Source organism: Streptomyces shenzhenensis (assembly GCF_021462265.1).
GTDB lineage: Bacteria > Actinomycetota > Actinomycetes > Streptomycetales > Streptomycetaceae > Streptomyces > Streptomyces shenzhenensis.
Genome location: NZ_JAJONF010000003.1, coordinates 321,906 through 346,033 on the forward strand (window position 1 = coordinate 321,906; position 24,128 = coordinate 346,033).

Genomic DNA, 24,128 nt, shown 5'->3' on the forward strand with positions numbered 1-24,128 from the left:
CGATGCTGCTCTGGGATTATGAAAGTGAAAGCTGGGGCTCGTTGATCTCCGGTATGTCCGAAGAGAAGCGAAGGGATCTGGCCCTCAGTTGCATCGAGGGCGCAGTGGAAAGCTTTCACCCCTCGTTTGAAACATCCTTCACCGCTCATACCGTAGGCCTTATTAGGATCGCCTTGCGAGACTTCAGAGTGAACTTGGGTGATCCCGGTTCCAGTGTCGCAGTTCGAGATGAAGAGGAATTCTTCGATGGCCTTCATGCGCTGGTCGACGAAGACCCGGCGCCGGGCCTTGCTGCGCTCGTAATGGCTGTGTCCGAGTACGCGGATTGCTTGAGGAATCGCCCGTTGGGCAGCCGGGAGGTCCTGGGTGTTCTGTCGTCTTGCTATGAGGCAATCCTCAACGAAGAGCGCATTCCAAGAGTTACTCCAGACGCTGAACGTGAAAATGAAAATTGCCGACGCGTGTTGGAGATGCAGCGTCGCATGGTGATCGATTTCTCCGGGCGCTGAAATCCTTCCTTTGATCTTCCGGGAATCCCTCACGGGAGACAGTGAGCCCTTTCCAACCTCACATGACAGCTTGGCAGTTGGGCTGACAGACAGATGAAGCCCCTGGTAGATGGGTTTTCGACCAAGAGAACCGTCTCCACCAGAGGCTTCGCATGCTTGTCTACCCGTCCGGCGCCGACGTGTCCAGCTCTGCCCTGCGCTTCCTCGCCGCCCGCCTGAGGGAACACCGCCGCGCTCTCGGAACCCGATGGCGGCGCCTGAACGCAGGCCGACAGGCCCTGCTCACCCTCGCCCACTTGCGCAACGGCCAGCCCTACGCCCAGCTCGCGGCCGGATTCGGGATCGGCACCACCACCGCCTACCGATACATCACCGAGGCCGTCAGCCTCCTGGCTACCCTCGGGAAAACACAAGAAGCACGGCATGAACGTGCAGGTCATAGCAGATCCGAATGGGCGTCTGATGTGGGCTTCACCAGCCTTGGTCGGCGCCGTCCACGACGTACGGGCCGCGCGCGAGCACGGCATCATCGACGCCTCGCCGAGGCCGGCATCAGATGCTGGGCCGACAAGGGCTACCAGGGCGCAGGCGGCACGGTCCGCCTCCCTTACCGGGTCTTCGAAGTTGAGCGGTGCGCTGGTTCGGCTTGCTGACACGGCGTCACGCTACGTGTTGGGTCGGGCAGCTTGCGTTCAGGCAGAGCCGTCCGGCACGAGACCGGAGCGTGACGCCACGTCAGCAGCTAGTTCTTTGATGACTACAAGTTCCACGCCCTGTGCCAGGAGCAGCGTTGCCGTCGAGTGGCGGAGGTCGTGAAACCGGACCGGCTGGAGCCGCGCCTCGCGGAGCAGCGCGTGGAAGTGCCGGGTGAGGGTTGCGGGATCGATCGGGTGCCCACCCGGCCGCGTGAAGACGTGCCCGCTGGGCTGCCAGTTCGGGCTCACGTGCTCCTTCTTTTTCGCTTGCCGGGTGCGGTGTGCGCGGAGAGAGGTGACGCAAGACGCCGGCAGGGCGATGCGCCGCTCGGAGCTGATGGCCTTGGTCGTTCAGGAACCAAGCGCTCCCAGGACACCTGACGGCGTGCAAGGAAGATCCCCGGAGAACCATGGCCCTCCGGGGATCTCTACCGGCCCGGCCTGGATGGGACCAGGGAGCCGCGAGGCACGGTCAGCGGCAGACGGCTGGGTACGAACTTTCCTGACGCTTTTCCTCGTCCTCCAGGTCGTTCACGGTGTCGAGATCGTCGTCGGCGGGTGTGGGCAGGCGTGCGCCGCGACTCAGCGCGATGCGGTGCACGTTGCCGAGCGCTTCAGTCAACTGAACTGCCAGCAGGTGAAGTTCGCCCGACGTCCACTGCCGATTGTCCAGGACCTGCTTGGCCTTATGGATGAGTTCCCCGGCCAGGCCAAGCTGGGTCGACTCCATGTTGTCGGCGAGCCGTGACAGGTATCCGGGCCCGTCGCCTGCGAGATAGCACGGCTTGCCCTCGGGCCCGGCCCACGGCAGCAGGCGCAGCTGTCCGGTCCCGCTCGTCATGCCGTGACCTCTACTCCGTCGAACAGCCGGGGACTGATGTCGATGCCGCGTACTGCCAGTTGGAGCGTGCGACGCCGAGCCTGCTGCTTCTGCGCCTCCCACCGCTCGTGGGCGACCAGGTACGGGCGGACCAGCCCGATTTCCTCGCCGTGCAGTACCCGGGCGGCCGGTACGCGAGCCGGACAGGCGGTCGACGCCTCTACAGCAAGGCCGGCGGATGAGTGATCAGGTCTGCGATGGCGGCCCGGCGCGGGCCACAGCAGCCGCAGCAGCGGCTCGAAGATGTGGGCGATACAGTGCGGCATGTCGACGCTCCTTGTCAGCGTTGGCCATGCCCCCGGACCGTTCGCGCGGTCGCGGGGGTCCTGACGAGACGTCAGCCTGCCGACCGGCGATGCACCGCAGTTGCACCGAAGGGTGCAACTCCTTCCGCCAGAAATCCGCTATATCCCGACCCACTCCGCGTACTGCGCCAACGAGCCGTTACGCGACCGCTCCCGCCGCTTCAGCGCGAGTACGGTCTCCCGCACGGTCGGGTGGTAGCGGGTCTGCTGCGGGGCGATGCGCCGGGCCTGGTGCAGGCAGTCCAGCGCCTTATCCGGGTGGCCCGCCCACGCGTGGGCCCGGCCCAGGTCCATCCAGTGGTGCCCGGCCCGGGAACGGGTCCAGCCGCGTGGAATGCGCACGTTTTCGGCGAGTTCGATCGCACGCCCGAAGTCGTCAGCCTCCGAGGCGATCGCCACGGCATGCACACCGACGTTCACCGGCCCCCAGGTGACACCGAAGTCCGGCAACTCGCCCGTTGCCTGGGCAAGGGCACGGGCCTCGGCCAGGCGGGCGTCCGCATGGTCCCGGTCCTTCATCCGGCCCGCGATAGTCGCGGCGCGCAGGTGCAGCATGCCCCGCATCGCCTCAATGCCCGCCGGGCGGCGTGACTCCTGGCCTTCGAGGTCCCGCAGAGCCCGATCAACCACCCGCAGACCCACGTCGTACCGACCCGACGACAACGTGGTCTGTGCACGCAGAAAGGCATGCATCGCGGCCAGCCCCGGCTCGTCGGCGCGCGGCGCGGTCCACACGAGCCGGTCCAACGCGATGGTGGCGAGATCGAGGAAGCCGAGCTTCCACGCCACGGTGAACACACAACGGAACGTCTCCGCCAGACATTCGTAAGCCAGCCGCTGCTCTTCCCCAGTACTGGTATGCACCGCCTGCACGGACTCGTCGATCAGCACAGGCAGGTCGCGCACCATGTCCGTGTACTGCGCCTGACGGCGCTGCTCCAGAGCCCGCTGGACATCCGCCCAGACCAACGAGGCCGGGCGCGGAGCCGTCTCCCAGTCCAGAGCGATGTCCCAGTTCTCCAGCCCCTCGCGTATCGGCTGGATCAGGGCGTCCATGCGGTCGCGCCGCAGTTCGTCGGCGTACGGCTGCCCCAGCAGGTCAGATGTGGAAACACCCAGTGCACGGGCACAGGCGGCGACAAGAGCCGGGGAAGCGGGCTTCTGTCCGCACTCGACCTTCGACAACAGCGACTTCGACAGGTGCGCCCGCATCGCCAGCCCTTGCTGCGTCAGGCCGCGCTGCTTCCGGATACGGGCGATCCGAGCGCCGGCGTGTTCCTCGATGCTCTGCGACACGGCGAACTCCGTTCTGCGGCAACACCCAGACGGTACCCCCAGCACACGGTCCCGGACCGGCCGAACAGCGATCATCTCGGCTGCCCGCAGGACCACACTCCAAGCCGAACGAGCAGCCGAGGGGCATGGCGTAGCGCCGAAGCGGTGTCGGATCCCAGTTGATGCTTGACGTTCTGGTCCCAGGTGATGTTTGACGGTGGGCCTAGCCAACATCGGAAACCTTACGGGGCTTGTTCGCTTTCACGTGCCGGACGGGAATGTCGGTGGTGCGGCGGATGACCCGGACCTGGCCGTCCAGCTCGACGGCGATCGTCGTGTCCGACACGTGCACGGTCACGGTCTGCCCCGCGTAGGGGCGGCCGAGGGACACGGTCTGCCGGCAGACCATGACCGTGCCCACCGCACTGACCCGCCGCTGCACCCGCACCGGCTCGACGCCCGGACGCGGCGGCGGTCCCGCGGGCCGCAGACCCCGCAGCCGCTGCACCTGGTCGCGGGTAAGCGGGTTGGGCCGCACCCGCAGCAACTCCCGCGAGGACGGATCGAAGAACGACAGGGTCTCGTCGTCGATCCGGATGCCCACCTGGCGGCCTCCCAGGATCTCCGCCGCCAGCACTTGATGCCCGCCCAGGCCCACCAGCCCGCTGTTGTTCACCACCCGGTCCACCTCGAACGCCGCCCCGTCCCCGGCCGGAATCGGTGCCGGTCCGGCTGCCCGTCCGCCCCGGGCGGCCAACTGCGCAAGATCGGCCACGGACAAGTGCGAGCGCACGCTCTTGATCCTCGCCCCGGCGATCAGCAGATGGATCACCGAGGTGTCGGCCCAGAACGTCACCGTCAGCCCGGCGCGGGCCGGGCCCAGCCAGAACTGCTTGCCCGCGACCTGCAGATTCCCACTCGCAGGCACCACCCGCTCGAACTCCACCGGCCCACCGGGCTCTACCGGGACCGCAGCCGCGACCAGCTCAGGCGGATCAACAGGCCCGGACGCCGCCTCGGCCGGATCCGGCTCCGCAGGAGGCCTGCGCTGCTGCGGCACCAGCGCGAGCACTGCGGGCACCCTTAGGCCCAGCACGTCCCGTTCCTGCTCAGCAACCGGGGAGAACCGATCGGCCGGGAACTGCATGTCCCAGCGCCTGATGCGGACGCGAGGAGTTGTACTCCTCCACCCACGCATCCAACGCGGCCTGAGCCTCCCCGATGCTCTCGAACGCACCGCAGTCATCCAGGAGTTCGCGCCGCAGCGTCTGATGGAACCGCTCGACCTTGCCCGTCGTGGTCGGCGACGCCGGCTGGGTGAGCCGGTGCGCGATCCCGTTCTCCCGGCAGATCCGGTCGAACAACACCTCACCACCGTGCCCGAACCGGTCCGTGAACTGCTTGCCGTTGTCGGTCAGCACCTCGTCCGGCACCCCGAACCTCTGCAAGGCCCGGGCGAACGCCGCGCAGACCGCCCGCCCGGTCGCCCGCTCGACCACCGACGCGATCACGCAGTACCGGGAATGATCGTCCACCCCGGTCACGATCTTCGCCTCGGTCAACTCGCCCGTGACCGGGTCGACCAGCATCACCCCGCCGATGATGTCCATCTGCCACAACTGCATCGGCCGGTCCCGCTGCCAGCGCTTGTAATCCGACCGCTTCCTCCGCCGCACCCCCGGCACCACCAGCCCGTGACGCACCAGGATCCGATACACCGTCATCCGCGACGGCACCGGCGCCACCGTCCCGGACCGCTCCAGCACATGAACGATCCGCCGCGGACCCCACCGGGGATGCTCACGCCGCAACTCGCACACCGCCGCCTCCACCTCGGCAGAAGCCTGATGCGGACACGACGCCGGCCTACGCGAACGATCCGCCAAACCCGCCAGACCCAAGGCCGCATACCGGGACTTCCGCCCACTCACCGTCTGCCTGGACACACCCAGCCGAGCGGCGACCTCGGTCACGGTCGCACCCGCCAGCACTGCCAGGACAGCCCGGTATCTCTGCTCGACAACCGACAACTCCACCAGCGCCAATCCCGGCCTCCCCACACGCACCGCAACGACGCGCACAGAAAAGCCGAACACGGCCACTGTCAACCATCAGCTGGGACCGAACCGTCAAGCATCTACCGGGATCGGACACAGGGCGGCTCAGGGGTGTGTGTCCAGATTTTCTCTACGAGGTTCAAGGCGGCACCCGCCCGCCGCAGCTGGCCGAACATCGCCGAGCGACCCACCGTCCGGCAAGCAGTCGAGGCCCGCGTGAGGTGCTGGCAGAGGGCCGGACCCAGGCGCGAGTGGGACTTAACTTGGGTTCCGCCGGAGCCAAGTTGTGGGCGTGGAGCCCTCGCGCGTCGCACAGCAAGTTGTCGCCCACGACCGTCCTACGGCCGGATCGCAGGCACAGGGCCGACCAGGGGGCCGACCCTTCGCGTACATCGCCAGGCTCACCGAGGGCGGTGGCCGACGTTGCCTCTGGCGGAGCGTGAAGCTCCCGGCCACTCGCCGTCAGCCGGACCGTCTTCCGTCACGCCCTCCGCGCTGCCGGACTGACCGACGCACCAGCCCCGCCGCACGCCGACCGAGGGCCGCCCCGGAAGTCGAGCGCCGAGCCGCTGAAAGCCCCCGGACCGCCCACTTGCCCGCGGCGGGGCCCTGGATCGGGCAGGCCACCGGCCCAAGGCCGCGCCAACACCCGCGCGGATCGTGGCTGCGGCAGGTGGACAGGAGGTGATGGGCGATCAGTCGGTGGCTTTGGGGTGTCCGGTGCCTGCGTAGGTGATCCAGGCGGTGCGGTTGGCGTCGTCGACCAGGTACCAGATGCGGCCGCTGCCGGTGACCTCGTACTACCAGCGCTCCAGCGTCTGTCCCTTCCAGACCGTAGCGCCGAGCTTGCCCTTGAGGCGGTGGTGGCGCTCGGGGTCGTCGGCGGCCCGTGGGGCGGATCGGATCTTGTCGAAGGCACGGCGGAGGTTGCCTGCGGCGTGGCGGGAGAGGTGGTCCCAGCCGTTGGCCGCTTCGGTGTTGGCGAAGCGCAGGTCGAATTCGTCGCCGATCGGGGGTGGGGCCGCGCGGTCACCGCGCTTGGGGCTCACTCGGCGGTCTCGCCTTCGGGTACGGGGGCAGGGCCGAGGTCGCCTTCGGGCTCGCGGGTGAGGATGGCGTGCAGGGCCGGGTCGGCGTAGATCTCGGCACTGTGCCGCCACTGGGCCAGCAGCAGCGCGATGGGAGCCAGGTTCTCCAGCGCGGCAGCCCCGCGGGCAGTGTCCACGAGTTCGCCGAGCATCGCCTCGATGTCGTCCTCCGGGAGGAAGACCGACCAGGGCAGGGCATCAGGCAGGGCCTGTCGCAGTGCGGCGGCGTTCTCGGTGCGGACCAGCCCGGCGAGCAGGCGGGCGGTGAAGTCGACCACGGTGGAGTCCTGCGCCAGTTGGTCGGCGCGAATGAGCGCCAGGTCGCCCGCATCGCGTCGGCGCAGGCGTAGTGCGCGGACCGCGTCCAGGCGCCGGGCGGTGGCAGCGGGGTGGTGGAGCAGCTCGCTGAAGGGTACGTCCTCGTAGGCCGTCGTCATGACATCCACAGTAGCTCGGATGTCCTGGCTCGGGTAGCGGGTAGCGGGTAGCGGTCCGGGCGCTGCTCTACAGGTGACCAGAAACGGGCTGCCGGCGTGTCGCCTCCGACGGGGAGCGAAGCCTGCCCCTCCGAGCGGCGAACCCCTCCCGCCCCGCCCCAGCCCGCACTGCCGAACCGGCGGACGGCCGAGCCGCCGCGGGACCCAACCCTGCCTGAGAGGTCAAGGCCCTTGACGGCAGTAGTAACGGCAACAACCACGAACAGCCCCGGCCGATCCTGCACCTCAGCGGACCGCCGAATATCGCTTGACCTGCGAAAACGCAGGTAGAGAGAGGCCGCTTAGCACACGTACTATGTGGAGGCTGGCGATACTCCGGTTCTGGTTCACAATTGCGATCCTGAAATCCAGGATCTCGGAGCAATGACCAGCGGGAGCCAGCAAAATATCTGGAGCATGAGCTCTCGAGACAAGGGCCTTGCGTTCGAAGAGGAGATGGGCTTCAACAACCTGCCTGCTGGACACAAAGCCTTCGATCACTTCGAGGCTGACACCGGCACTGCGATTAGCCTCAAAGCCATGGACACTGGTCTCAAGAGTTTCCAGAACAAGGGCATGCTGTTCCAGCGACTCAAGAGTGCGGTCGACGATGCAGCCAACTACAATGGCGATTACCGCCATCCAGGTGTTCTCGATCCGGCGAATATTGCAAATCGGGTTGTCTACACGATCGTTAGGTCTGGCACTCTTAAGGATATGCACATGGAGCAAATGTCGCGGGCGGTTGAGTATGCCCAAGGTCGTGGGGTAACCCTCCTGTTCGGGGCCACGACAGGTTAGCTAGCGCGAGGGGATTTGACATGGGTTATGAATTTCATATTACCCGGGCGGAATCCTGGACGGATAGTCAGGATTCGCCGATCTCGCGAGACGAGTGGGAATCCCTAGCTGAATCTCGCGAGGCGCTGAAGAATCAGGGCTTCGTCGAATGGAAGGACATCGGTCCTCAGCCTGTCTATGCGCTTACGGACTCATCGGCTTCATTCTCGTGGCGGCATGGTCGTGTCGATGTCACTGGGCATATGAGTGACGAGGAGTGGGAGTTGGCGGAATCGCTGGCTGCCGCCCTCGAGGCGCGGCTGGTCGGTGATGACGAGTGACGGCCCTGTAAAATCGAATAGTCGCGGAATCGTGTGAACCGTCCGTCAGATTTCCGGCGGACGTGGGCGGGATTCCCTTGCCCTGCAGAACCCCCGTCGGAGTGTTCATACGACGGGGGTTCTGGGCGTCTTGACGCTGAGGTTGAAAGGGTGGGGTGACAGAGGGCGTTGGCGGTGCTACATCCTCGTCATGAGGTACGCGGATGGCGGCGGTCTGACCGCTGCGGGGCGGGCGAAGCGTGAGGCGGTGCGCTTCGAGGCCGCGGAGATGTTCGAGCGAGGCGTGCGGCCGCCGGAGGTGGCCCGCAGGTTACGGGTGTCGCGGAAATCGGCGTACGCCTGGCACGTGACCTGGCGCGAGGGCGGCGTCGCGGCCCTGTCCTCCAAGGGGCCCGGCGGCTTCCCGTGTCAGCTCAGTGATGTACAAGCGGAACGACTGCAGGCCGAGCTGGAGGCGGGGCCGGCGGCCCACGGCTGGACGGAGGACCAGCGGTGGACCCTGGCGAGAGTCGCGGAGCTGATCCATAACCTGTTCGGCTACCGGTACACCCCGCGTGGGGTGTCGTATCTGCTGCACCGGCTGGGCTGGTCACCGCAGGTCCCCGCGCACAGGGCCGTCGAGCGCGATGAGCGGGCGGTGGCCAGGTGGCGGACGGAGCAGTGGTCACGGGTAAGAGGACGGCCCAGCTCCTGGGCGCGTGGATCCTCTTCGAGGACGCCGGGCAGGATCTGAAGCCCGGTAAGGGCCGCACCTGGTCAAGGCGGGGCAGGACGCCGCTGGTCACAGTGGTGGCGTGATTATGGCGGCGCGCAAACACGAGGCCCTGCGGGGCGTGCCGCGCGGGCGGCCGGCGAAGGGGAGCGATGCCTGGATTGCGGAGAGGTGATGATTTCGGGGACGCCCACGCAGCCTGTCCCTGAGCACGATCCGGAGCTAGGCATTCACTACTATTTCCGTTACGGTTGGCAAATGACGAACGCCGAGCGACGGGATTATGCCAAGAACCTTGGCATCAACGGTGCGAGATGCCGTACATGCCAGAGCAACCAGGGTGGTCGTTTGTCGGGAGCTCTGAAGAATCTGGCAGATGCTTTCGGACTAGGAAGATAACCATGGGAACTGCAATCGAAATGCGCCAGGCGGCTCTTGACCGCCACCTCCGGAGCATCTGGTCGGAGAACGTCCACAAAGACGCGAGCTGGGAGTCGGGGCCTATCGAACTGACGATTCCAGGACTCCGTGTCCGCTGTATTGAGCCGTCTGATGCGTCCGAGCCCTGGATCTATGTTTCTTTGGGCGCCTCGGCTGCTGGCGAGGGATTCCATGAATTTGCACTGCTTTCTCCGTTCAGCTTTCCTCGCCATGTTGAAACGGTGACCATGGTCGCGGATTGGCAGGCTGCGGGTCGGAATGCGGACGTAGGCGCCCTGCTGAACATCGGCTGGCCATGGATTCAGGGTAGCGAATCAGGTCAGCTGCTGGTTTCTGATTTTTACGCCTACCCTCCGGGATTTGGTACCTTTCGGGATGGAGGTAAGGAAATCTCAATTCTGTGGCTTGTTCCTGTTCATGCCAATGAAGCGGCCTATGTTCGTCGGCGCGGTCAGGAATCTCTCGAGGATCGATTCGAGAGGAACGACGTGAATTTGCTGGACCCGCGCCGTGGATCTGTGCTGGGTACGTTGGATATTTCATAATCGTTCATGAGCATTGAGTGGCGCCGCGGCGGGGGTAAGGGCACTTGACGCGGAGATGTTCAGGCAAGGGGTGCGGCCGCCGGAGGTGGCCCGCAGGTTACGGGTGTCGCGGAAGTCAGCGTATGCCTGGCACGCAGACTGGCGTCAGGGTGGCAGCGCTGCCCTGGAGTCCAGGGGAGCCGGTGGCTTCCCGTGCCGGCTCGACGATGCCCAGACGGAACTGGAGGCCGGACCCGCGGCCCACGGTTGGACGGAGGACCAGCGGTGGACCCTGGCGAGGGTCGCGGAGCTGGTTCATCGGCTGTTCGGGCACCGGTACACCCCGCGCGGGGTGTCATATCTGCTGCACAGGCTGGGCTGGTCACCGCAGGTTCCCGCGCCCAGAGCGGTCGAGCGGGACGAGCAGGCCGTTGAGTTGTGGCGAACGGAGCAGTGGTCACGGGTAAGAGGTCGGCCCAGCTCCTGGGCGCGTGGATAGCTTTCGAGGACGAGGCCGGACAGGACCTGAAGCCTGGGAAGGGCCGGACCTGGTCGCGGCGGGGCCGGACGCCGCTGGTCAAGGTGACAGGCAAGGGCTCAGGTCGTGTCCTGATGGCCGGGATGATCTGCCTCAGGCCGGGTCGTGCAACCAGGCTGATCTACCGAACGCAGACGTACCGGGGCTGAACCGGCGAGAAGAAGGGTTTCCGGGCACGTGAGTTCGGACCTGCTGACCTCCGCCCGTCGGCAACTCGGCGGTGCCCCGCTGATCGTGGTGTGGGACAACGCCAGCACTCATCACGCCAAGGCCCTGCGAGAGTTCTGCGACCGCAACAGCGACCGGCTGACCATCGTCAAGCTCCCGCCCTACGCGCCCGACCTCAACCCCGTCGAAGGCGTATGGGCCCACGATCGAAGAACTCACCCCGCTCGTGAAGAACCGCCTACACAACATCCAACGCCGCCCCGAAGTCCCGACGGCTTCATCGCCGAGACCGGACTGCAACTGGAACCCCCCGTAACCCGTCACCCCACCCTTTCAACCTCAGCGTCACTACTGACGTCAGCGGTCTACACCGCCTGGGGAATTCCAGGAATTCCGAATGCGCGTCAAGCGGCTTTGTCGTGCGGGGTGAGGCTGATGCACAGGTCGGCTCCGAGAGCCTGAGCCAGGCGGCGCAGGAGGGGAAGCGTGGGCACGGTCCCGCCGCCTTCGAAGCGGGAGATCTGCGGCTGCTTCATCCCACACCGCTCGGCCAACTCGGCCTGGGACAGCCCGAGCTCGATGCGCCGGTCGTGGACGAGTTGCCCGAGCTCACGGGCGAGCGCGGAAGGCGGGTCCTGCATGGTTCCTCCCCGCCTCAGGCCGCTGGGGCGACGATGGTGACAGTGGGCTCGTCTCCGCCGGCGAGGTGCACGTCCACCGTGAGGTCCAATGCGCGGGCCAGGCGCATGATGACCGCGATAGGCGGCAGCTCGGTGGCCGTCTCGATGCCTTCGATGTCATCGACGTCGACGTGCATGCGCTCGGCGAGATCGGCCTCGCTCAGACCCAGCTGCTTACGCCGGTCGTAGACGGCCTTGCCCAACGTCATGGCGAGACCGGCCTCTTCGTAGACCCGGTCGTACTCGGGGTCAGCCTCCAGGTGCTCGCCCAGCAGCCGGCGGTGGCGACGGGTCCTCCATTCGCTGTGGTTCATCGGTTCTCCTTGAGGTCGCGGCTGTAGAGGTCGTGCTCGGCGGCGGCTTCATGCTCTGCCTCGCACAATCGCTGTGCGGCGTGGGCGCGGTCCACTTCGGCCTGCTCGCGCATCTTGGTCTTGCGGAACACGGTGAGCAGCACGACACGTCGGCCGGGCGCCAGCCAGTAGGTGATCCGTTGATGGGCATCGCCCAGGCGGAAGCGCAGCTCGCGGAGCTTGCCGCCCAGGTGGCGGGAGTGCGGTTCGTCGAGCGTGGTGGGCTGCTCGGCGAGCAGGTCGGCGACGCGTTCGGCCTGCTTGTAGTGATGGGCGGGAATGTTCTCCAGCCACAGCCGCACCTCCGGCTCGAGCTCGATCGAGTACCGCCCACTGTCCATAGCGCCGATGATATATGGCACGGGGTGCGAGAGCGCGAATACGTAGTTCAGGTCGTGTGCCGTCGCCGCGACCGCAGCCACTCCAGATTCGCACACCCCCGTACTCCCCCCTTTTCCTGATGCCACGGCGCCGCCCACGAACCTGCCCCCGGAACGGAAGGCGAACCGACTCATGCACGATGACGAACTGCTCACCGTGCCGGACGTCATGGCGCGACTCAAGCTCGGTCGTTCCACCGTCTACGACCTCATCCGCTCCCACCGACCCTTCCCTCACCATCGGCCGTGCCCGCCGCATCCCCGCCTCCGCCCTCGACACGTACATCCGCCATCACCTGGAAGAAGCCGCCTGATGCCCGCACCGCGCAAGAAAACTCGCGCCAACGGCGAAGGCACCATCTACCAGCGCAAAGATGGCCGCTGGGAAGCCGCCGGATACATGCTGACCACCGACGGCACACGCAAGCGCGTCCGCGTGTACGGCTCGACTCATCGAGAGGCTGCCGACAAGCTCACCGAGAAAATGGGCGCCAGCAACAGCGGCCACCCAGTCGCCACCGCTAGCGGCACACTCGGTGACTACCTCGCCTTCTGGCTCAACAATGTGGCCGTACACCGGGTCCGCGCGAACACCCACGAGCGCTACCGCACCTGCGTGCGCCTGTACCTCGTGCTGGCTCAACTGACGGCCAGGGACATACGTACCTTCCTCGATCGGCTCCGCACCACCTGCCAGTGCTGCGCCCGCAACCTCGACGCCGCACCACGCCGCTGCTGCGCCATCGGCAACTGCTGCGACAGACGCTTGTCCCCGCTCACCGTCGCCTACGTGCACTCCGTCCTCAAGTCCGCACTCGAACACGCCGTCCGGGAGGAAGAGCTGCCGCGCAACGTCGCCCGGAACGTCAAACTCAGCCCGCCCCGCCACCGGCGCTTCGAACCGCTCACCGCCGACGAAGCACGCCGCTTCCTCAAAGTGGCCCGGCAAGACAAACTCCGGGCTCTGTGGGAACTGGCCCTGAGAGCCGGACTGCGACGCGGTGAACTGCTCGGCCTCACCTGGGCCGACCTCGACCCGGCCGCCGGCACCCTCAACATCCGCCGCAGCCTCCAGCACAACCCCGCCGGAGGACTCACCCTCTTCCCCACCAAAACCCGCGCCGCCGAACGACGCATCGCCCTGCCCGTGGCCTGTCTGGCTGCTCTCGAACAACACCGCGAGGAGCAGGAGCGTCAACGCACCGCCGCAGGGGCCCAGTGGCGGGACAGCGGCCTGATCTTCACCACCCGTGTCGGCACGCCCCTCGATCCCACCGACGTTGCGGGGCGATGTACCGGGCTACTCGACCAGGCAGGCATCCGACGAGTCCGCTTCCACGATCTCCGCCACACCTGCGCCACTCTGCTCCTGGAACAGGGTGTCCAACTCGTCACCATCAAGGAACTGCTCGGCCACGCCAACATCGGCATCACCGCCCAGGTCTACGCTCACGTCCGCCCGCGCCTCCAACACGACGCCATCAACCAACTCACCGACGTCCTCCAGGAGGAGGACGATCCCGAAGGCCCACCGATGCGCGCAGCCGTCCCCCACTGACCGCCCCGCGCGGAAACGCCGGAGCCCCCCGCCCTGAACCATCGGTGGGGGCTCCGGCGTCCGCTGGCGTTGCCGTCAGCGTTGCCGTCAAGACGCCCAGAGTCACGTCACGTGCACAGCTCTACGAAGCGTTTTCGCCGTTTTCATGACTCGCTGAGGTTGTCAGCCCATCGCCTCAGATGCCTGGCGATCGACGGCTCGCCCGTCGAAATCTCAGTTCACGGCGATCCAGTGAGATCCTAGGGATGGACCAGCCACTTGACCGTAGAAACGGCATCCAGGTGACCAAGAGCCTCCGAGCTCATTGCAGAGACACTGACGGCAGAGAAGCCCTCCCTATTACGCCAGGGCGCCCTGAAGTCCATTGCCGGCCCCACGTCGGCGATCAAAGTTTCGTTAACGAATGTCCGATGGCCAGACCGAGGCCATCTCCAGCCACCGAATGAAACTTCATTCATTCCGGTCAGCACTGCGGGCAGGGCAGCATTGGGCACCTGGGGGCACTGACGAGCATATGTGGCCGAGGAAGCTGCCACTGTCACCGCCAGGTGAATGAAGAACTCTGGGAGACGCTCAGGAACCAGCTTCCATTCACCACGCAATTCGGCTTCGTAAACAGATGAAGAATCGCTGGCATCGAAAGCCCAGAACCAATCCCCGGTCGGGTCGGACGCGAACACGGCCTTGTCGTGCTCCACCCGGATTCCCTGGGGATCATAGACCCGGACACTGGATGACCGAAGTTGATTCCAGCGGCTGACGAGGCCGTACCACTCCCGTAGTGGAGCAGGCAGCCATGTATCGGAGTCCTGTCTCTGTTCCGCCGAACTAGGACTGCCGTACCAGTTGGCCAGGAAGTCTGAGATGTTAATGTCTGCCGGATTGATCACCACCTCATGATAACGGGCGCAGCGCCTGCGCGACGACCCGTGAATCATCACGCAGGCGCTAAATGTCAACCGAAGATTTCAACCACCGTGGCTAATCCGCCGCCCCTACGAAGACCCGGTTTTCGATGCGTCCGACTGAATTTCGCCAGATGACCATCAGCTTGGACCCTTCTGGGAGCATCGACCGCATGTTGGAAAGACAGCCATCCACCCCAGGGCACGGCCCGTAGGCAGCCCCCTCGGCCTTGTGCAGGTACAGATACCCTTCCTTGGCTCCGGTCTTGCGCATCAGTGCCGCGGTCTGGTTCTCCAGATGGTGGAAATTCTTGTCCGTCGTCCCCGGCGGCGCCTCCCAATCGGGCCTGAGGTTGCGACCGTCTCCGCCCGAGGAAAGGTTGGACGAAACACCGTTGTCCAACTCTGTGTACCCGGACATACCTCCGGGCTCCCTAAATCGAGACTGCGCGTCCCTGGCCTTCCTCAGACCTGCTTCCAGGCCCTCCGGGCACGGAAGAGAAATGTTGTGAACGAGAAGCGGCGTGTCCCCGGCCTCCACATAGTACGTGTGGAGGGTGCCAATGGTGAGGTCGTAGGTGGTGGTGTGCGCGTGGTACAGGCGTACGCCCGTGACTTCGGCCGTGCCGGTCGGGGTCTGGAGGACGTCGCCGGTCTTGAGGTCCTTGGCCTGTAGGAAGGGCGACCGGGCCTCGTCGTAGAAGGGGTGGTGGAACGTCGTCGTCAGACGTGCGCTCCGGTTACCGGTGTTTTCCGGCTACCTTGGCGTGATGGGCCATGCCCGCGTCGCTGACCGCCGTCACTGTCGTCACTGGACGACAGCGCAGTGGACATGGCTCGCCGTCAGCGTGCTGGGCACCGCAGCCAGTTCAAACGCGGCCTTGCGCGCCGCCTTCTTGACGGTGCTCCCGGCCACCGCCTTCGCGCCCGCCTGCAGCGTCGACTTGGCCGTCGCCCCGGACGCCGTCTGCCTGATGGTCAGGTCCACGAAGTCGTGGTCGTTGTAGGTGACGATCGCCGCGGTGACCTGGTGCGCCTCCGTACCCGCCACGCCCGGCACCGAGTTCGCGAACGTGTCGCCGGCCTTCACCTGCTCTTCAGCGCCACCGCCGTGGCCATCAGCCGCGCGGAAAAAGGACGTCCGCCCGTTCCTGGAAGCCCACGGTGTCTGTCTTCCCGCCTCGACCAGCCCGTTCCGCAGGCCAGACGACGTCTTCAGGCTCCTCGACCCCGACGAAACCAAGATCAAATCAAGATCAAACCAAGGTGTCGATTCCGGCAAGCCCTTGGACGGGCGTGAGACGCGCTAACGCAAGTACGGATTCCCCGACATCGGCGGCGGTGCCATCACGCCGTACTCCTGCCCCTGCGGCTTCGGCACTCGCCTGTCGAACAGGGCGAACAGGAGCAGGCCCGTCGCCATCAGCAGCGTCAGGACGAAGATCACGCCCAGCACCGGATCGCCGTCGTCGGTGTGGACGAGGGTCGACCACGCCAGGATCACCGTCTCGTAGAGTGCGAACGAGGCGAAGGCGCCCCAGTCAGAGCCTCGACCGCGCCGGATCGCCACGTACAGGAACGGCACCCAGACCAGAAAGCCCAAGGATCCCCACGCCAGAGTCACCCAGAGTATTCGCTGGAGCCAACCGGCCTCAAGACGCCTTTCCATCCCGCCCCCTCCCCGGCCTCCGCAGCGGAGACGGAGGGTGTGGCGCAAGGTTAGAGCAATGCCCCGGTGCTGTCAGACGGTGTGGGGCGGCGATCGGCGTGGTGCCGCTGTCCCGGCTCTGGCCGGTGGTCGGTCGGAACGTTGCGCCGCTCCCTGAAGGTTTGCTGTGCCTTGGCTCAATCTTGTGATGGCTTGGGGTCAAAGTTTTCCGATCTTGGTGGTGACATCGGTTATTGTGCGATGCCCCTGTGGCGCCGGTGACGTGTCATCGTCAATCCGTAGTGCGCTCTCGGGGATTCAGAGGTTTCCAGCGGGCGTACGCCGTCGTCAGACGCCGCCGTACGTCGTCGCCAGACGCGTACGGAAAGACGTACGCATGAAGGGGTGGGGGATGGCCGAGCACCGGCAGTCCAGGAAGCTCAGGTACATCGCGTGGGGGGCGGCCGGCGCCGCCGTCGTCGCGGGAGCCGGGATCGCGGCGCAGGCTTCCATGGCGGCCACCACCTGGCCCGCTCAGAAGACCTACACGGGCCACGCCTTCGACACCTGTGCCGCGCCCTCGCTGAACGCGATGAAGGCTTGGAAGGGCGGCCTCTACGGCGCCGCCGCCGTCTACGTCGGCGGCAAGAACCGCGGCTGCAGCCAGCCCAACCTCACCGCCTCCTGGGTCAAGTCGGTCAACTCCCTCGGCTGGAAGCTCATCCCGCTCTACGTCGGCGCCCAGCCGCCCTGCCAGAGCGGCTCCAACCCCGAGAAGCTCACCGCCTCCACCGCCGCCTCCCTCGGCGTGAGCGATGCCAACGACGCGGTGGCCAAGGCGTCGGCGCTCGGCATGAAGGCCGGCAGCCCGATCTACCTCGACATGGAGTCGTACGACACCACGAACACGGCGTGCAACGACGCCGTGCTGACGTATGTGCGTTCCTTCTCCAAGACGCTGCGTGCCAAGGTCTACCGCGGCGGCTACTACGGCTTCACCAGCTCCAGCGCCAAGGCCATCGCCACCGCGACCAACAAGACGGACCTGCCGGGCAACCTCTGGTACGCGCTGTGGGACAAGAAGTACACGACCACCTCGGACTGGCCGTGGGGGTCCACCCAGTACACCAACCACAGCCGTGCGCACCAGTACATCGTCAACAGCAAGGAGACGCGGAACGGTTACACGATCACCGTGGACCGCGACGCGTGGGACGCGCCGGTCGCCATCATCGGCTGAATTCGTGTGACGCCTGTGTGCCCCGCGCGGCAGACGAGCGGGGCGCTGGGACGGCAGGACGGAGAAGGGGCGGGAGATGAAGGTGGTCGCCATGGCGGCGGTCCGGGGGATCGCAGGGCGCGTCGGGTTCGCCGCGTTGCCCGTGCTCACCCTCGGACTGCTGTGCAACGTACCGTCCCTGGTTCTCGCCCTGCGTCGGCGTACCCGTGCCGACTGGTGGGCCTTCGCCGGGTTCAGCGCGGTCCTGGCGGCGTGGGTCACCGATGTCGGGCTGACTCCGGACGACACCCACGGCCTGCTGTTCATGGCCGATCTGCTGCTGATCCTGCTGTCCATGGCGGGCGCCTCCTTGCACGCGTGGATGATGTGGCCCCGGCTTGCGGCAGGGCGGCGCTGACGGCGCTGGTAGCGCTGGTGGCGACGCGGACAGAAGCAGGGCAAGGCGCAGAGCTCGAAAGCAGGCATGCAGGCAAGTGGCCAAACAGGTGAGACAGGTGTCGCAGGCGCGCGCCGCCCGACCGGAGCGGACCGGACGGTTCGCCGTCTTGGGGCGTGCCACCGTCACATGGTTGCGCTCGCTCCGCGGGCGCACCGTCGCGCTGGCGGCGGGCGGGGTCGCGGTCGCCGCCGCTGTGGCCGTCACCGTCGGATTCCTTCCCTCCCAGAACGGCGGCCGCCCCCCGATCCCCGACACTCGGGCGCGTCACTACGTTGACGTCGACGCCTGTCTGCTCACCGGCGAGAGGGGGATCAGCGGGGGGACCGCCGCCGCGGTCTGGCAGGGCATGCAGGAAGCCTCTGTGAAGACTCACGCGCGCGTGAGCTACGAGCAGGTGACCGGTGAGCAGAGCACCGGCAACGCGCGCCCCTTCCTCAACAGCCTGTTCCAGCGCTCCTGCGATGTCGTCCTCGCCGTGGGGCGGCCCGAGGTCGCGGTCGCGGCACAGGCCGCGCCCACGCACCGGAAGGTGGGCTTCGTGCTGGTGGGCGGCGGCAGCGCGGCCGTCTCCAACGTGACCACTGTCTCCGCCGGTGACGGAGTGCGGGCCGAGGTCGCCGGCGCCGTCGAGCGGGCGGTGGCCGGACGGGACTGAGCGCCGTTCCCTCAGGGAGACACGGCGCGACCCGCAAACCCTTCCGGTGGGTGGTGCGGCGGTGCCGGATACGGGTGTGAATCGTTGGTCGAATGGGTTGGCCAGAGCCTGCCCACTGCCTACCATCGATCACCGCAAGACCTTGTGCTCCGCCGCACAATCTCCTCGGGAGGCACCCTTGCACCGCCGCCGTCGCACCGCGCTCGTCCTCTCCGCCGCGATCGCCGCCGCGGCTCCCTTGCTGACCGCCTGCGGAAGCGACGCCCACCCGGGTGCGGCGGCCGTCGTGGGCGGCCAGCGGATCACCGTCTCGCAGCTGGAGAACCGCGTGAACGAGGTGCGCCGGGCCCAGCGCGCCGCGGTGCCGGACCAGACTCAGTACCAGCAGGTCCTCGCCTCCACCAGCAGCCTCACCCGGGACACCCTGTACAACATGGTCCTCGACCGGGTGCTGCACCGGGCCGCCCAGGACGCGGGCGTCGGCGTCACCCGCAAGGAGGTCGAGGAGATGCGCTCCGGCCTCGAACAGCAGGCCGGCGGCTCCGCGGCGCTGCAGACCGCCTGGCTGCAGAAGTACGGCATCGCCCCCGAGCGCCTGGACGACAACCTCCGCTTCCAGGTGGAGGCCAAGAAGCTCGCCCAGGCCCTCGGCACCGACACCTCGCAGCCGGTCTTCTGGAAGGCCCTGGCCACCGCGTCCAAGGAACTCCACGTCGACCTCAACCCGCGCTACGGCGCCTGGGACGTCCAGAAGAGCAGCCGGGTGGACGCCAAGACGCCGTGGGTACGGGAGGTCACGTCGGCCGGGACGCAGGTGTCGGCGTAGGACGGGCCGCGGGCCGCGCGGGGCAGGCCGCTGGGGCGGGCCGACGGGGCGGGCCGACGGGGCGAGTCCCGGCCGCACCTCCGCGGTGGTCATACGATCACTTGATCGTCCCCGCCCTGTGGACAAACCGCGAGGCCGGCAGCGGTGGTGCGTTACGTTCGGAGCGTGAACACCACCAGGCCCGAACCCACCACCCCGGAACCCTCTCCGGCCGCCCAGCCCGGCCAGACCTCCCAGCACGGCCAGATCCCCCAGACCAGCCAGACCGACCCGTCCGACCGGTCCGACGCCGGCCGGGTCGTCCTGCTCACCACCAGCCACCGGGTCGCCCCCGGCCTGCTGTCCTGGCCCGCCTGGCAGGCACTGCGCGTGGCGGACCGCGTGCTGTGCGCGGACGGCGCGCATCCGCAGCTGCCGTATCTGCGGGAGGCCGGGACGGCCGTGGACGAGGCGGCCCCCACCGCGGAGGAACTGGTCGACGCCTGCGCCGGCGGCCGGACGGTGGTGGTCGTGGCGACGGGCGAGGGTGAGCCCGCCCTCACGGACGGCCTGGCCCGCCTCGCCGGCTCCGGCCGCGTGCGGATGCCCGAGCTGGAGCTGCTCCCCGCCTCCTACGACCTGCCCGGCGCCCGCCTCCTCGACCTCGTCCAGGTCATGGACCGGATCCGCGCCGAGTGCCCCTGGTCCTCCCTGAAGACCCACGAGGGCCTGGCCAAGTACGCCATCGAGGAGGCTTACGAACTCGTCGAGGCGATCGAGGCCGGCGACCGCGACGAACTGCGCGAGGAACTGGGCGACGTGCTCCTCCAGGTCGTCTTCCACGCACGGATCGCGGAGGAGGACCCGGACGCCCCCTTCTCGATCGACGACGTGGCGGGAGGCATCGTCGCCAAGCTCGTCCACCGCCACCCGCACGTCTTCGGCGACGAGACCGCCTCGACCCCGGAGGAGGTCAAGGAACACTGGCTGCGGACCAAGGCGATGGAGAAGCAGCGCGAGTCGGTGACGGACGGGGTGCCCCTCGCGCAGCCGGGTCTCGCCCTGGCGGCGAAGCTGGCCTCACGGGTGCGCACGGCGGGGCTGGACGTACCGCTGCCCCAGGCGGGGGGCATCGGCTACCAACTGCTCGCGCTGGCGGTCCACGCGGAGGCGGAGGGCGTCGACCCCGAGGCGGCACTGCGGGCGGCGGCCCGGGCGTACCGGGACGCGATCAGGAGAACGGAAGAATGACTCTGATCAGGGGGCGGTGAACTGCACGGGCAGTTCCCGCAGCCCGCGCATGATGAGCCCACCCCGCCAGCGCAGGTCGGCGGGATCTGCTGCAAGCCGGAGGTCGGGGAGGCGGAGCAGCAGCGTCCTGAGGGCGGTACGGCCTTCGAGGCGGGCCAAGGGTGCGCCGAGGCAGTAGTGGATGCCGTGGCCGTATCCGAGGTGCTGGTTGTCTATGCGGGCGAGGTCGAGTGTGTCGGGCTCCGAGAATCGCGCGGGGTCGCGGTCCGCGGCAGCGAGGACGACCAGTACCGGGTCCCCGGTGTTAATAGGCTGCCCGCCGATGGAGAGGGTTTCGGTGGCGAAGCGCCAGGTGGCCAGCTCCACCGGTCCGTCGTAGCGGAGCAGCTCTTCCACTCCGGTGTCGAGCAGTGCGGTGTCCCCGCGCTCGATCGACTGCTGGAGCCGGTCCCTCTGCGTGGGATTGCGTAGAAGCGCGTGTACGCCGTTGCCGATGAGATTGATGGTGGTCTCGAAGCCTGCGAAAAGAAGTACGAAGCACATAGCGGCGGCTTCGTTCTCGGTGAGGTGTTCGCCCTGGTCGGAGGCGCGGATGAGTCCTGAGATCAGATCCTCGCCGAGGAGGCCGCGTTTACGGTGGATGAGGTCGGCGAGGTAGGCGCGGATCTTCTTGACGGAACGGGCCACGCCGCCGCGCGGGCCCCCGCCATGCCGGATCATCATCCCTGCCCATTCGCGTAGCTTGTCCTGATCCTCGCGTGGGACGCCGAGCAGGTCGCAGATCGCATAGATCGGAAGAGGGAAGGCGAAGTCGTGGATGAGGTCGGCCTTGCCCTGTGGTGCGAATCGGTCGATGAGGTCATCGGTCAACTCCTGCACACGCGGACCGAATTGCGCCACGCGGCGGGGAGTGAAGGCCTGGGAGACGAGGCGGCGCAGCCGGGTGTGGTCCGGCGGGTCGATATTGAGTAGGTGCGTCATGAGATTGGCGCTTCGCTCACCAGGGATGCCGGTCCTGCTCTTGCTGTGCGCCCCCTCGGCGTGATGGTCGGGATTCTTCGAAAGCCGTCCGTCGGCGAGAGCCTGGCGTGCGTCGTCGTAGCGGGTCACCAGCCAGGCCTCCACTCCGCTGGGAAGCTTCGTCCAGCGGACCGGGGAGTGCTCGCGCAGCCAGGCGTAGGTCGGGTACGGATCGGCGGCGAACCCCCAGGTGAAGAGCTCGGGGGCGGTGTTCGGGACGTTCACAGGGAAAACCGTAGCGGGAGTCGGCCGGTGGCGGCCTTGGCACAGAGACGCCGATCCTGTCTCCGGTATATGGAGAAATATGCACTTACGGGGGAGTTTCATCTGTTTTTCGATGCCGCGTCTTGAGACACGCTAATTTCCCGAAAACGCAAGAGGTCCCAGAGCCGGCCAGGGCTCCGGGACCTTGCCAGCCGTGAAGGGGCTGACGTGGTAGACGCTACAGCTGTGTCCACGCCCGCGGTCAACCGTGGTCCGGAACCGGTTCGTACTGTTCGAGCAGCTTTGATGCTGCGGGTCTCGACGCGGGAGCAGGCGCAGGGCTACGGGCTCGACCTCCAGGAGCGCGCGGGGCGTGTCTATGTCAGTGGTCGACCTGGGTGGGTCCTCTCCCCCGAAATGATCTTCAAGGACGTGGGAGTTTCGGGAGCGGTCATCGAGCGCCCTGCCATGCTGCGGCTGGAAGAGGCCGCTCGGCAGGGCCTCATCGATGTGATCGTGGTCCACAAGTTCGACCGCATCGGACGTACTGGCACCGCGTTCTGGACGTGGATCTGGGCCATGGAAGACCTCGGTGTCGGCTTCGCCTCGGTCACCCAGGACATCGATACCACTACGGATCTCGGCCGACGGCAATTGAAGTTTCACGCCCTGATGGCCGAAGCCGAACGGAATCTGATCCGCGAACGCACTCAGAGCGGGCGTCAGCGAGCGGCTCTTGAAGGGGGTTGGGTAGGGGGCCCGCCCCCGTGGGGGTACGCCATCGAGAAGACCGGCAGGCGTGGGTCCAGGCTTGTCGTCGCCGAGGCCGAGGCTCGCGTCGTCCTCAAGGCGGTGAGTCTCATCGTGGACGAGAAGAAAAGCGTGTCCGAGACGGCCCGGGAACTCACCGCGCACGGCTATCTCCCGCGCAGCGGTCGGCCGTGGACTGCTTCCAATGTTCACCGGCGCCTCACGAGCTCCGCGCTTCTCGAAGGGAAGGTCGTCTTTCGCGACCCGGCCAGGAAAGGCGGGAAAGCCACCAGGCTGGATGACGAGGGTGCCCCGCTGCGCGGGTGCAGCGTAACCATCCCGGTACCCCGCATCCTTTCCGAAGAGAGGGCGACAGCGCTCGCGAAGGCAATCAAGGAGACGGGGCACTCCTCACGTGCGGCCGCTGAGCACTACCCACTGACCGGCCGGATCCTCGGCAGGTGCGGACATGGCTACGTCGGCAACTACCACAACTCTCAGGGGGCTCGGTACTACCGGTGTGGGGGCGGGAACAACGGCAAGGAGACGAATTGCGCCGACCCCTGTCTGACCGCAGGCGACGTCGAGGCGGCCGTCTGGAACGAAGTCATCGGGTTTCTCTCCGACCCCGAGTGGTCGGGCGGGTTGCCCGAGAACAAACCAAACGTCTACCCCGGAGACATGCGTAAGCAACGTGAACGAGTGACCGCCTTCGAGAACCGGCTCAGGGAGAAGGAAGCGGTTGCTGCCCGCGCCGCGGACGAGCTGGCAGGTATCCGCGACCTTGACCGGACGGTGAGGGAAGCGGCCCTGCGGCAGCTCGCGGAGGACGTGCGGGATGCCGCGGCGCAGCTCGCCAGGGGGAGGGAGGTTCTTGCGGAGCAAGAGAAGGCCGACCGGGCGGCTGTCACCGTCTCGGATCTCGTTCTGATGGCCAGGTCCGGGCAGTTGCAGGGCTTGGCGGCGGACCGGATGAGTGAAGTGATCGACCTTCTGGACATCAGGGTGAGGCCGCTGGGCGAGGTGCGGAAGCGATCCGGAGTCGCATGCAAGGTGACCGAGTGGCATGTGCGGACCGAGACGCCAGTTCCGGCGGAAGTGACCGAGTCGGTGTGGCCTGCCGTGGAGGAATTGATGGCCACTCACTTTCGATGCCGCCAGTTCGCGCGTGGGGCGGTGGACGTCCGGACTCAGGTGAACGGGATCCTCCACAGGCTGCGAACCGGGTGCCTGTGGCGAGAACTGCCCACGCGGTACGGGCCGTGGACACTCGCCAAGGACAGGCAGAACACATGGTTCAAGAAGGGCTTCTGGCCAGTCCTCGTGCACCATCTGAACCTCCTGGGGGACAGCGCGCCGGTTCAACGCGAGCCGCTCGTTCCGCCCTTCGAGGTCATCGTGGGCATCACTGGAAGGCCGAGCAGAACATGAGAATCCCTCAACTCTGTGAT

At 66.9% G+C, this 24,128-nt stretch carries 25 protein-coding genes and 8 pseudogenes; 16 read left to right on the forward strand and 17 right to left on the reverse strand.

Annotated features, from left to right (window positions below; all coding sequences use genetic code 11):
* Positions 1 to 2 precede the first annotated feature (2 nt).
* A complete protein-coding gene (locus tag LQ326_RS05970) occupies positions 3 to 509 on the forward strand; it encodes a hypothetical protein (protein WP_234533402.1) in 507 nt (168 codons plus the stop codon).
* Positions 510 to 661: 152 nt separating this feature from the next.
* Positions 662 to 1,123, forward strand: a pseudogene (locus tag LQ326_RS05975) (transposase family protein); the annotation flags it as partial.
* A gap of 129 nt (positions 1,124 to 1,252) precedes the next feature.
* Here LQ326_RS05975 and LQ326_RS05980 read toward each other — a convergent pair.
* From LQ326_RS05980 to LQ326_RS06010, 8 genes and pseudogenes are all read right to left on the reverse strand, one after another.
* Positions 1,253 to 1,552, reverse strand: a pseudogene (locus LQ326_RS05980) (tyrosine-type recombinase/integrase); the annotation flags it as partial.
* Positions 1,553 to 1,676: 124 nt separating this feature from the next.
* A complete protein-coding gene (locus LQ326_RS05985) occupies positions 1,677 to 2,045 on the reverse strand; it encodes a hypothetical protein (RefSeq protein WP_234533404.1) in 369 nt (122 codons plus the stop codon).
* Positions 2,042 to 2,350: a hypothetical protein gene (locus LQ326_RS05990; RefSeq protein WP_234533406.1), complete on the reverse strand. Its 309-nt coding sequence runs from the start codon at positions 2,348 to 2,350 to the stop codon at positions 2,042 to 2,044. The genes LQ326_RS05985 and LQ326_RS05990 overlap by 4 nt, the downstream gene beginning before the upstream one ends.
* Before the next feature lie 138 nt (positions 2,351 to 2,488).
* The gene (locus LQ326_RS05995) at positions 2,489 to 3,685 is read right to left on the reverse strand and encodes a helix-turn-helix domain-containing protein (RefSeq protein WP_234533408.1); all 1,197 of its coding nucleotides are present in this window, start codon (positions 3,683 to 3,685) and stop codon (positions 2,489 to 2,491) included.
* Between the two features lie 202 nt (positions 3,686 to 3,887).
* The gene (locus LQ326_RS49075; RefSeq protein ID WP_434056945.1) at positions 3,888 to 4,811 is read right to left on the reverse strand and encodes a hypothetical protein; all 924 of its coding nucleotides are present in this window, start codon (positions 4,809 to 4,811) and stop codon (positions 3,888 to 3,890) included.
* Positions 4,783 to 5,724 (reverse strand): annotated as a pseudogene (locus tag LQ326_RS49080) (IS481 family transposase); the annotation flags it as partial. The gene LQ326_RS49075 and the pseudogene LQ326_RS49080, both read right to left, overlap by 29 nt.
* Before the next feature lie 797 nt (positions 5,725 to 6,521).
* On the reverse strand, positions 6,522 to 6,770 hold the full coding sequence (locus LQ326_RS06005; protein ID WP_234533410.1) for a hypothetical protein: 249 nt from the start codon (positions 6,768 to 6,770) through the stop codon (positions 6,522 to 6,524).
* Complete coding sequence (locus tag LQ326_RS06010) at positions 6,767 to 7,246, reverse strand: hypothetical protein (protein WP_234533412.1); 480 nt, start codon at positions 7,244 to 7,246, stop codon at positions 6,767 to 6,769. The genes LQ326_RS06005 and LQ326_RS06010 overlap by 4 nt, the downstream gene beginning before the upstream one ends.
* 357 nt (positions 7,247 to 7,603) lie before the next feature.
* Here LQ326_RS06010 and LQ326_RS06015 point away from each other — a divergent pair, with 357 nt between their 5' ends.
* From LQ326_RS06015 to LQ326_RS49085, 5 genes and pseudogenes are all read left to right on the forward strand, one after another.
* Entirely contained in the window at positions 7,604 to 8,086 is a 483-nt protein-coding gene (locus LQ326_RS06015) for an endonuclease toxin domain-containing protein (protein WP_234533414.1), read from the forward strand.
* 20 nt (positions 8,087 to 8,106) lie between these two features.
* Positions 8,107 to 8,406, forward strand: a complete 300-nt coding sequence (locus LQ326_RS06020; RefSeq protein ID WP_234533416.1) for a hypothetical protein — start codon at positions 8,107 to 8,109, stop codon at positions 8,404 to 8,406.
* Positions 8,407 to 8,596: 190 nt separating this feature from the next.
* Positions 8,597 to 9,139 (forward strand): winged helix-turn-helix domain-containing protein, encoded by a 543-nt coding sequence (locus tag LQ326_RS06025; RefSeq protein ID WP_234533418.1) that lies wholly within the window; start codon positions 8,597 to 8,599, stop codon positions 9,137 to 9,139.
* 380 nt (positions 9,140 to 9,519) lie between these two features.
* Positions 9,520 to 10,104, forward strand: coding sequence for a suppressor of fused domain protein (locus LQ326_RS06030; protein WP_234533420.1), 585 nt, complete (start codon positions 9,520 to 9,522; stop codon positions 10,102 to 10,104).
* Between the two features lie 55 nt (positions 10,105 to 10,159).
* Positions 10,160 to 10,993: pseudogene (locus LQ326_RS49085) on the forward strand (IS630 family transposase); the annotation flags it as partial.
* A 200-nt stretch (positions 10,994 to 11,193) separates the two neighbouring features.
* On the opposite strand, the pseudogene LQ326_RS06045 reads toward LQ326_RS49085, so the two are convergent.
* The 3 genes and pseudogenes from LQ326_RS06045 to LQ326_RS06055 all read right to left on the reverse strand — a co-directional run.
* A pseudogene (locus LQ326_RS06045) lies at positions 11,194 to 11,409 on the reverse strand (helix-turn-helix domain-containing protein); the annotation flags it as partial.
* Positions 11,410 to 11,444: 35 nt separating this feature from the next.
* Positions 11,445 to 11,783, reverse strand: coding sequence for a helix-turn-helix domain-containing protein (locus tag LQ326_RS06050; RefSeq protein ID WP_234533424.1), 339 nt, complete (start codon positions 11,781 to 11,783; stop codon positions 11,445 to 11,447).
* Positions 11,780 to 12,163, reverse strand: coding sequence for a type II toxin-antitoxin system RelE/ParE family toxin (locus tag LQ326_RS06055; protein WP_234533427.1), 384 nt, complete (start codon positions 12,161 to 12,163; stop codon positions 11,780 to 11,782). The genes LQ326_RS06050 and LQ326_RS06055 overlap by 4 nt, the downstream gene beginning before the upstream one ends.
* Positions 12,164 to 12,335: 172 nt before the next feature.
* Here LQ326_RS06055 and LQ326_RS06060 point away from each other — a divergent pair.
* Together LQ326_RS06060 and LQ326_RS06065 are read left to right on the forward strand one after the other, a co-directional pair.
* Positions 12,336 to 12,516, forward strand: a pseudogene (locus tag LQ326_RS06060) (helix-turn-helix domain-containing protein).
* Complete coding sequence (locus tag LQ326_RS06065; RefSeq protein ID WP_234533429.1) at positions 12,516 to 13,760, forward strand: tyrosine-type recombinase/integrase; 1,245 nt, start codon at positions 12,516 to 12,518, stop codon at positions 13,758 to 13,760. Before LQ326_RS06060 ends, LQ326_RS06065 begins: the two are co-directional and overlap by 1 nt.
* A 239-nt stretch (positions 13,761 to 13,999) precedes the next feature.
* On the opposite strand, the gene LQ326_RS06070 is transcribed toward LQ326_RS06065, so the two are convergent.
* The 4 genes and pseudogenes from LQ326_RS06070 to LQ326_RS06080 all read right to left on the reverse strand — a co-directional run bounded on the left by LQ326_RS06070 (position 14,000) and on the right by LQ326_RS06080 (position 15,755).
* Entirely contained in the window at positions 14,000 to 14,650 is a 651-nt protein-coding gene (locus LQ326_RS06070) for a hypothetical protein (protein ID WP_234533431.1), read from the reverse strand.
* 91 nt (positions 14,651 to 14,741) lie between these two features.
* Entirely contained in the window at positions 14,742 to 15,086 is a 345-nt protein-coding gene (locus tag LQ326_RS06075; RefSeq protein WP_234533433.1) for a DddA-like double-stranded DNA deaminase toxin, read from the reverse strand.
* A gap of 96 nt (positions 15,087 to 15,182) precedes the next feature.
* Positions 15,183 to 15,392, reverse strand: a pseudogene (locus LQ326_RS48605) (polymorphic toxin-type HINT domain-containing protein); the annotation flags it as partial.
* 81 nt (positions 15,393 to 15,473) lie between these two features.
* On the reverse strand, positions 15,474 to 15,755 hold the full coding sequence (locus LQ326_RS06080) for a hypothetical protein (protein WP_234533435.1): 282 nt from the start codon (positions 15,753 to 15,755) through the stop codon (positions 15,474 to 15,476).
* Between LQ326_RS06080 and LQ326_RS49090 the strand changes: the two are divergent.
* Positions 15,750 to 15,975: pseudogene (locus LQ326_RS49090) on the forward strand (hypothetical protein); the annotation flags it as partial. The gene LQ326_RS06080 and the pseudogene LQ326_RS49090 overlap by 6 nt on opposite strands.
* Here the strand turns inward: LQ326_RS49090 and LQ326_RS06085 are convergent.
* Positions 15,972 to 16,268, reverse strand: a complete 297-nt coding sequence (locus LQ326_RS06085) for a hypothetical protein (protein WP_234533438.1) — start codon at positions 16,266 to 16,268, stop codon at positions 15,972 to 15,974. The pseudogene LQ326_RS49090 and the gene LQ326_RS06085 overlap by 4 nt on opposite strands.
* Before the next feature lie 457 nt (positions 16,269 to 16,725).
* Between LQ326_RS06085 and LQ326_RS06090 the strand changes: the two genes are divergently transcribed.
* From LQ326_RS06090 to LQ326_RS06110, 5 genes are all read left to right on the forward strand, one after another.
* Positions 16,726 to 17,553, forward strand: a complete 828-nt coding sequence (locus LQ326_RS06090; protein WP_234533440.1) for a glycoside hydrolase domain-containing protein — start codon at positions 16,726 to 16,728, stop codon at positions 17,551 to 17,553.
* Between the two features lie 76 nt (positions 17,554 to 17,629).
* Positions 17,630 to 17,950: a hypothetical protein gene (locus LQ326_RS06095; protein WP_234533442.1), complete on the forward strand. Its 321-nt coding sequence runs from the start codon at positions 17,630 to 17,632 to the stop codon at positions 17,948 to 17,950.
* A gap of 172 nt (positions 17,951 to 18,122) precedes the next feature.
* Positions 18,123 to 18,647 carry a type 1 periplasmic-binding domain-containing protein gene (locus LQ326_RS06100; protein ID WP_234533444.1) on the forward strand — a complete coding sequence of 175 codons (525 nt, stop codon included), beginning with the start codon at positions 18,123 to 18,125 and terminating at the stop codon, positions 18,645 to 18,647.
* A 178-nt stretch (positions 18,648 to 18,825) separates the two neighbouring features.
* Positions 18,826 to 19,473 carry a SurA N-terminal domain-containing protein gene (locus tag LQ326_RS06105; RefSeq protein WP_234533446.1) on the forward strand — a complete coding sequence of 216 codons (648 nt, stop codon included), beginning with the start codon at positions 18,826 to 18,828 and terminating at the stop codon, positions 19,471 to 19,473.
* Positions 19,474 to 19,719: 246 nt separating this feature from the next.
* Positions 19,720 to 20,703 carry a nucleoside triphosphate pyrophosphohydrolase gene (locus LQ326_RS06110; protein ID WP_234533624.1) on the forward strand — a complete coding sequence of 328 codons (984 nt, stop codon included), beginning with the start codon at positions 19,720 to 19,722 and terminating at the stop codon, positions 20,701 to 20,703.
* A 6-nt stretch (positions 20,704 to 20,709) separates the two neighbouring features.
* Here the strand turns inward: LQ326_RS06110 and LQ326_RS06115 are convergent, their stop codons facing one another.
* Positions 20,710 to 21,948 carry a cytochrome P450 family protein gene (locus LQ326_RS06115; RefSeq protein WP_234533448.1) on the reverse strand — a complete coding sequence of 413 codons (1,239 nt, stop codon included), beginning with the start codon at positions 21,946 to 21,948 and terminating at the stop codon, positions 20,710 to 20,712.
* Between the two features lie 285 nt (positions 21,949 to 22,233).
* Between LQ326_RS06115 and LQ326_RS06120 the strand changes: the two genes are divergently transcribed.
* The gene (locus LQ326_RS06120; RefSeq protein WP_234533450.1) at positions 22,234 to 24,108 is read left to right on the forward strand and encodes a recombinase family protein; all 1,875 of its coding nucleotides are present in this window, start codon (positions 22,234 to 22,236) and stop codon (positions 24,106 to 24,108) included.
* Positions 24,109 to 24,128 lie beyond the last annotated feature (20 nt).

What these genes read in the sequence shown, in the direction of transcription:
- LQ326_RS06030 (WP_234533420.1), top strand. Translation starts at nt 9,520, where the DNA reads ATGGGAACTGCAATCGAAATGCGCCAGGCGGCTCTTGACCGCCACCTC.
- LQ326_RS05990 (WP_234533406.1), bottom strand. Translation starts at nt 2,350, where the DNA reads ATGCCGCACTGTATCGCCCACATCTTCGAGCCGCTGCTGCGGCTGCTG.
- LQ326_RS06025 (WP_234533418.1), top strand. Translation starts at nt 8,597, where the DNA reads ATGAGGTACGCGGATGGCGGCGGTCTGACCGCTGCGGGGCGGGCGAAG.
- LQ326_RS06075 (WP_234533433.1), bottom strand. Translation starts at nt 15,086, where the DNA reads ATGTCCGGGTACACAGAGTTGGACAACGGTGTTTCGTCCAACCTTTCC.
- LQ326_RS06065 (WP_234533429.1), top strand. Translation starts at nt 12,516, where the DNA reads ATGCCCGCACCGCGCAAGAAAACTCGCGCCAACGGCGAAGGCACCATC.
- LQ326_RS05970 (WP_234533402.1), top strand. Translation starts at nt 3, where the DNA reads ATGCTGCTCTGGGATTATGAAAGTGAAAGCTGGGGCTCGTTGATCTCC.
- LQ326_RS06095 (WP_234533442.1), top strand. Translation starts at nt 17,630, where the DNA reads ATGAAGGTGGTCGCCATGGCGGCGGTCCGGGGGATCGCAGGGCGCGTC.
- LQ326_RS06010 (WP_234533412.1), bottom strand. Translation starts at nt 7,246, where the DNA reads ATGACGACGGCCTACGAGGACGTACCCTTCAGCGAGCTGCTCCACCAC.
- LQ326_RS05985 (WP_234533404.1), bottom strand. Translation starts at nt 2,045, where the DNA reads ATGACGAGCGGGACCGGACAGCTGCGCCTGCTGCCGTGGGCCGGGCCC.
- LQ326_RS06055 (WP_234533427.1), bottom strand. Translation starts at nt 12,163, where the DNA reads ATGGACAGTGGGCGGTACTCGATCGAGCTCGAGCCGGAGGTGCGGCTG.
- LQ326_RS06120 (WP_234533450.1), top strand. Translation starts at nt 22,234, where the DNA reads ATGCTGCGGGTCTCGACGCGGGAGCAGGCGCAGGGCTACGGGCTCGAC.
- LQ326_RS06020 (WP_234533416.1), top strand. Translation starts at nt 8,107, where the DNA reads ATGGGTTATGAATTTCATATTACCCGGGCGGAATCCTGGACGGATAGT.
- LQ326_RS49075 (WP_434056945.1), bottom strand. Translation starts at nt 4,811, where the DNA reads ATGCAGTTCCCGGCCGATCGGTTCTCCCCGGTTGCTGAGCAGGAACGG.
- LQ326_RS06090 (WP_234533440.1), top strand. Translation starts at nt 16,726, where the DNA reads ATGGCCGAGCACCGGCAGTCCAGGAAGCTCAGGTACATCGCGTGGGGG.
- LQ326_RS06050 (WP_234533424.1), bottom strand. Translation starts at nt 11,783, where the DNA reads ATGAACCACAGCGAATGGAGGACCCGTCGCCACCGCCGGCTGCTGGGC.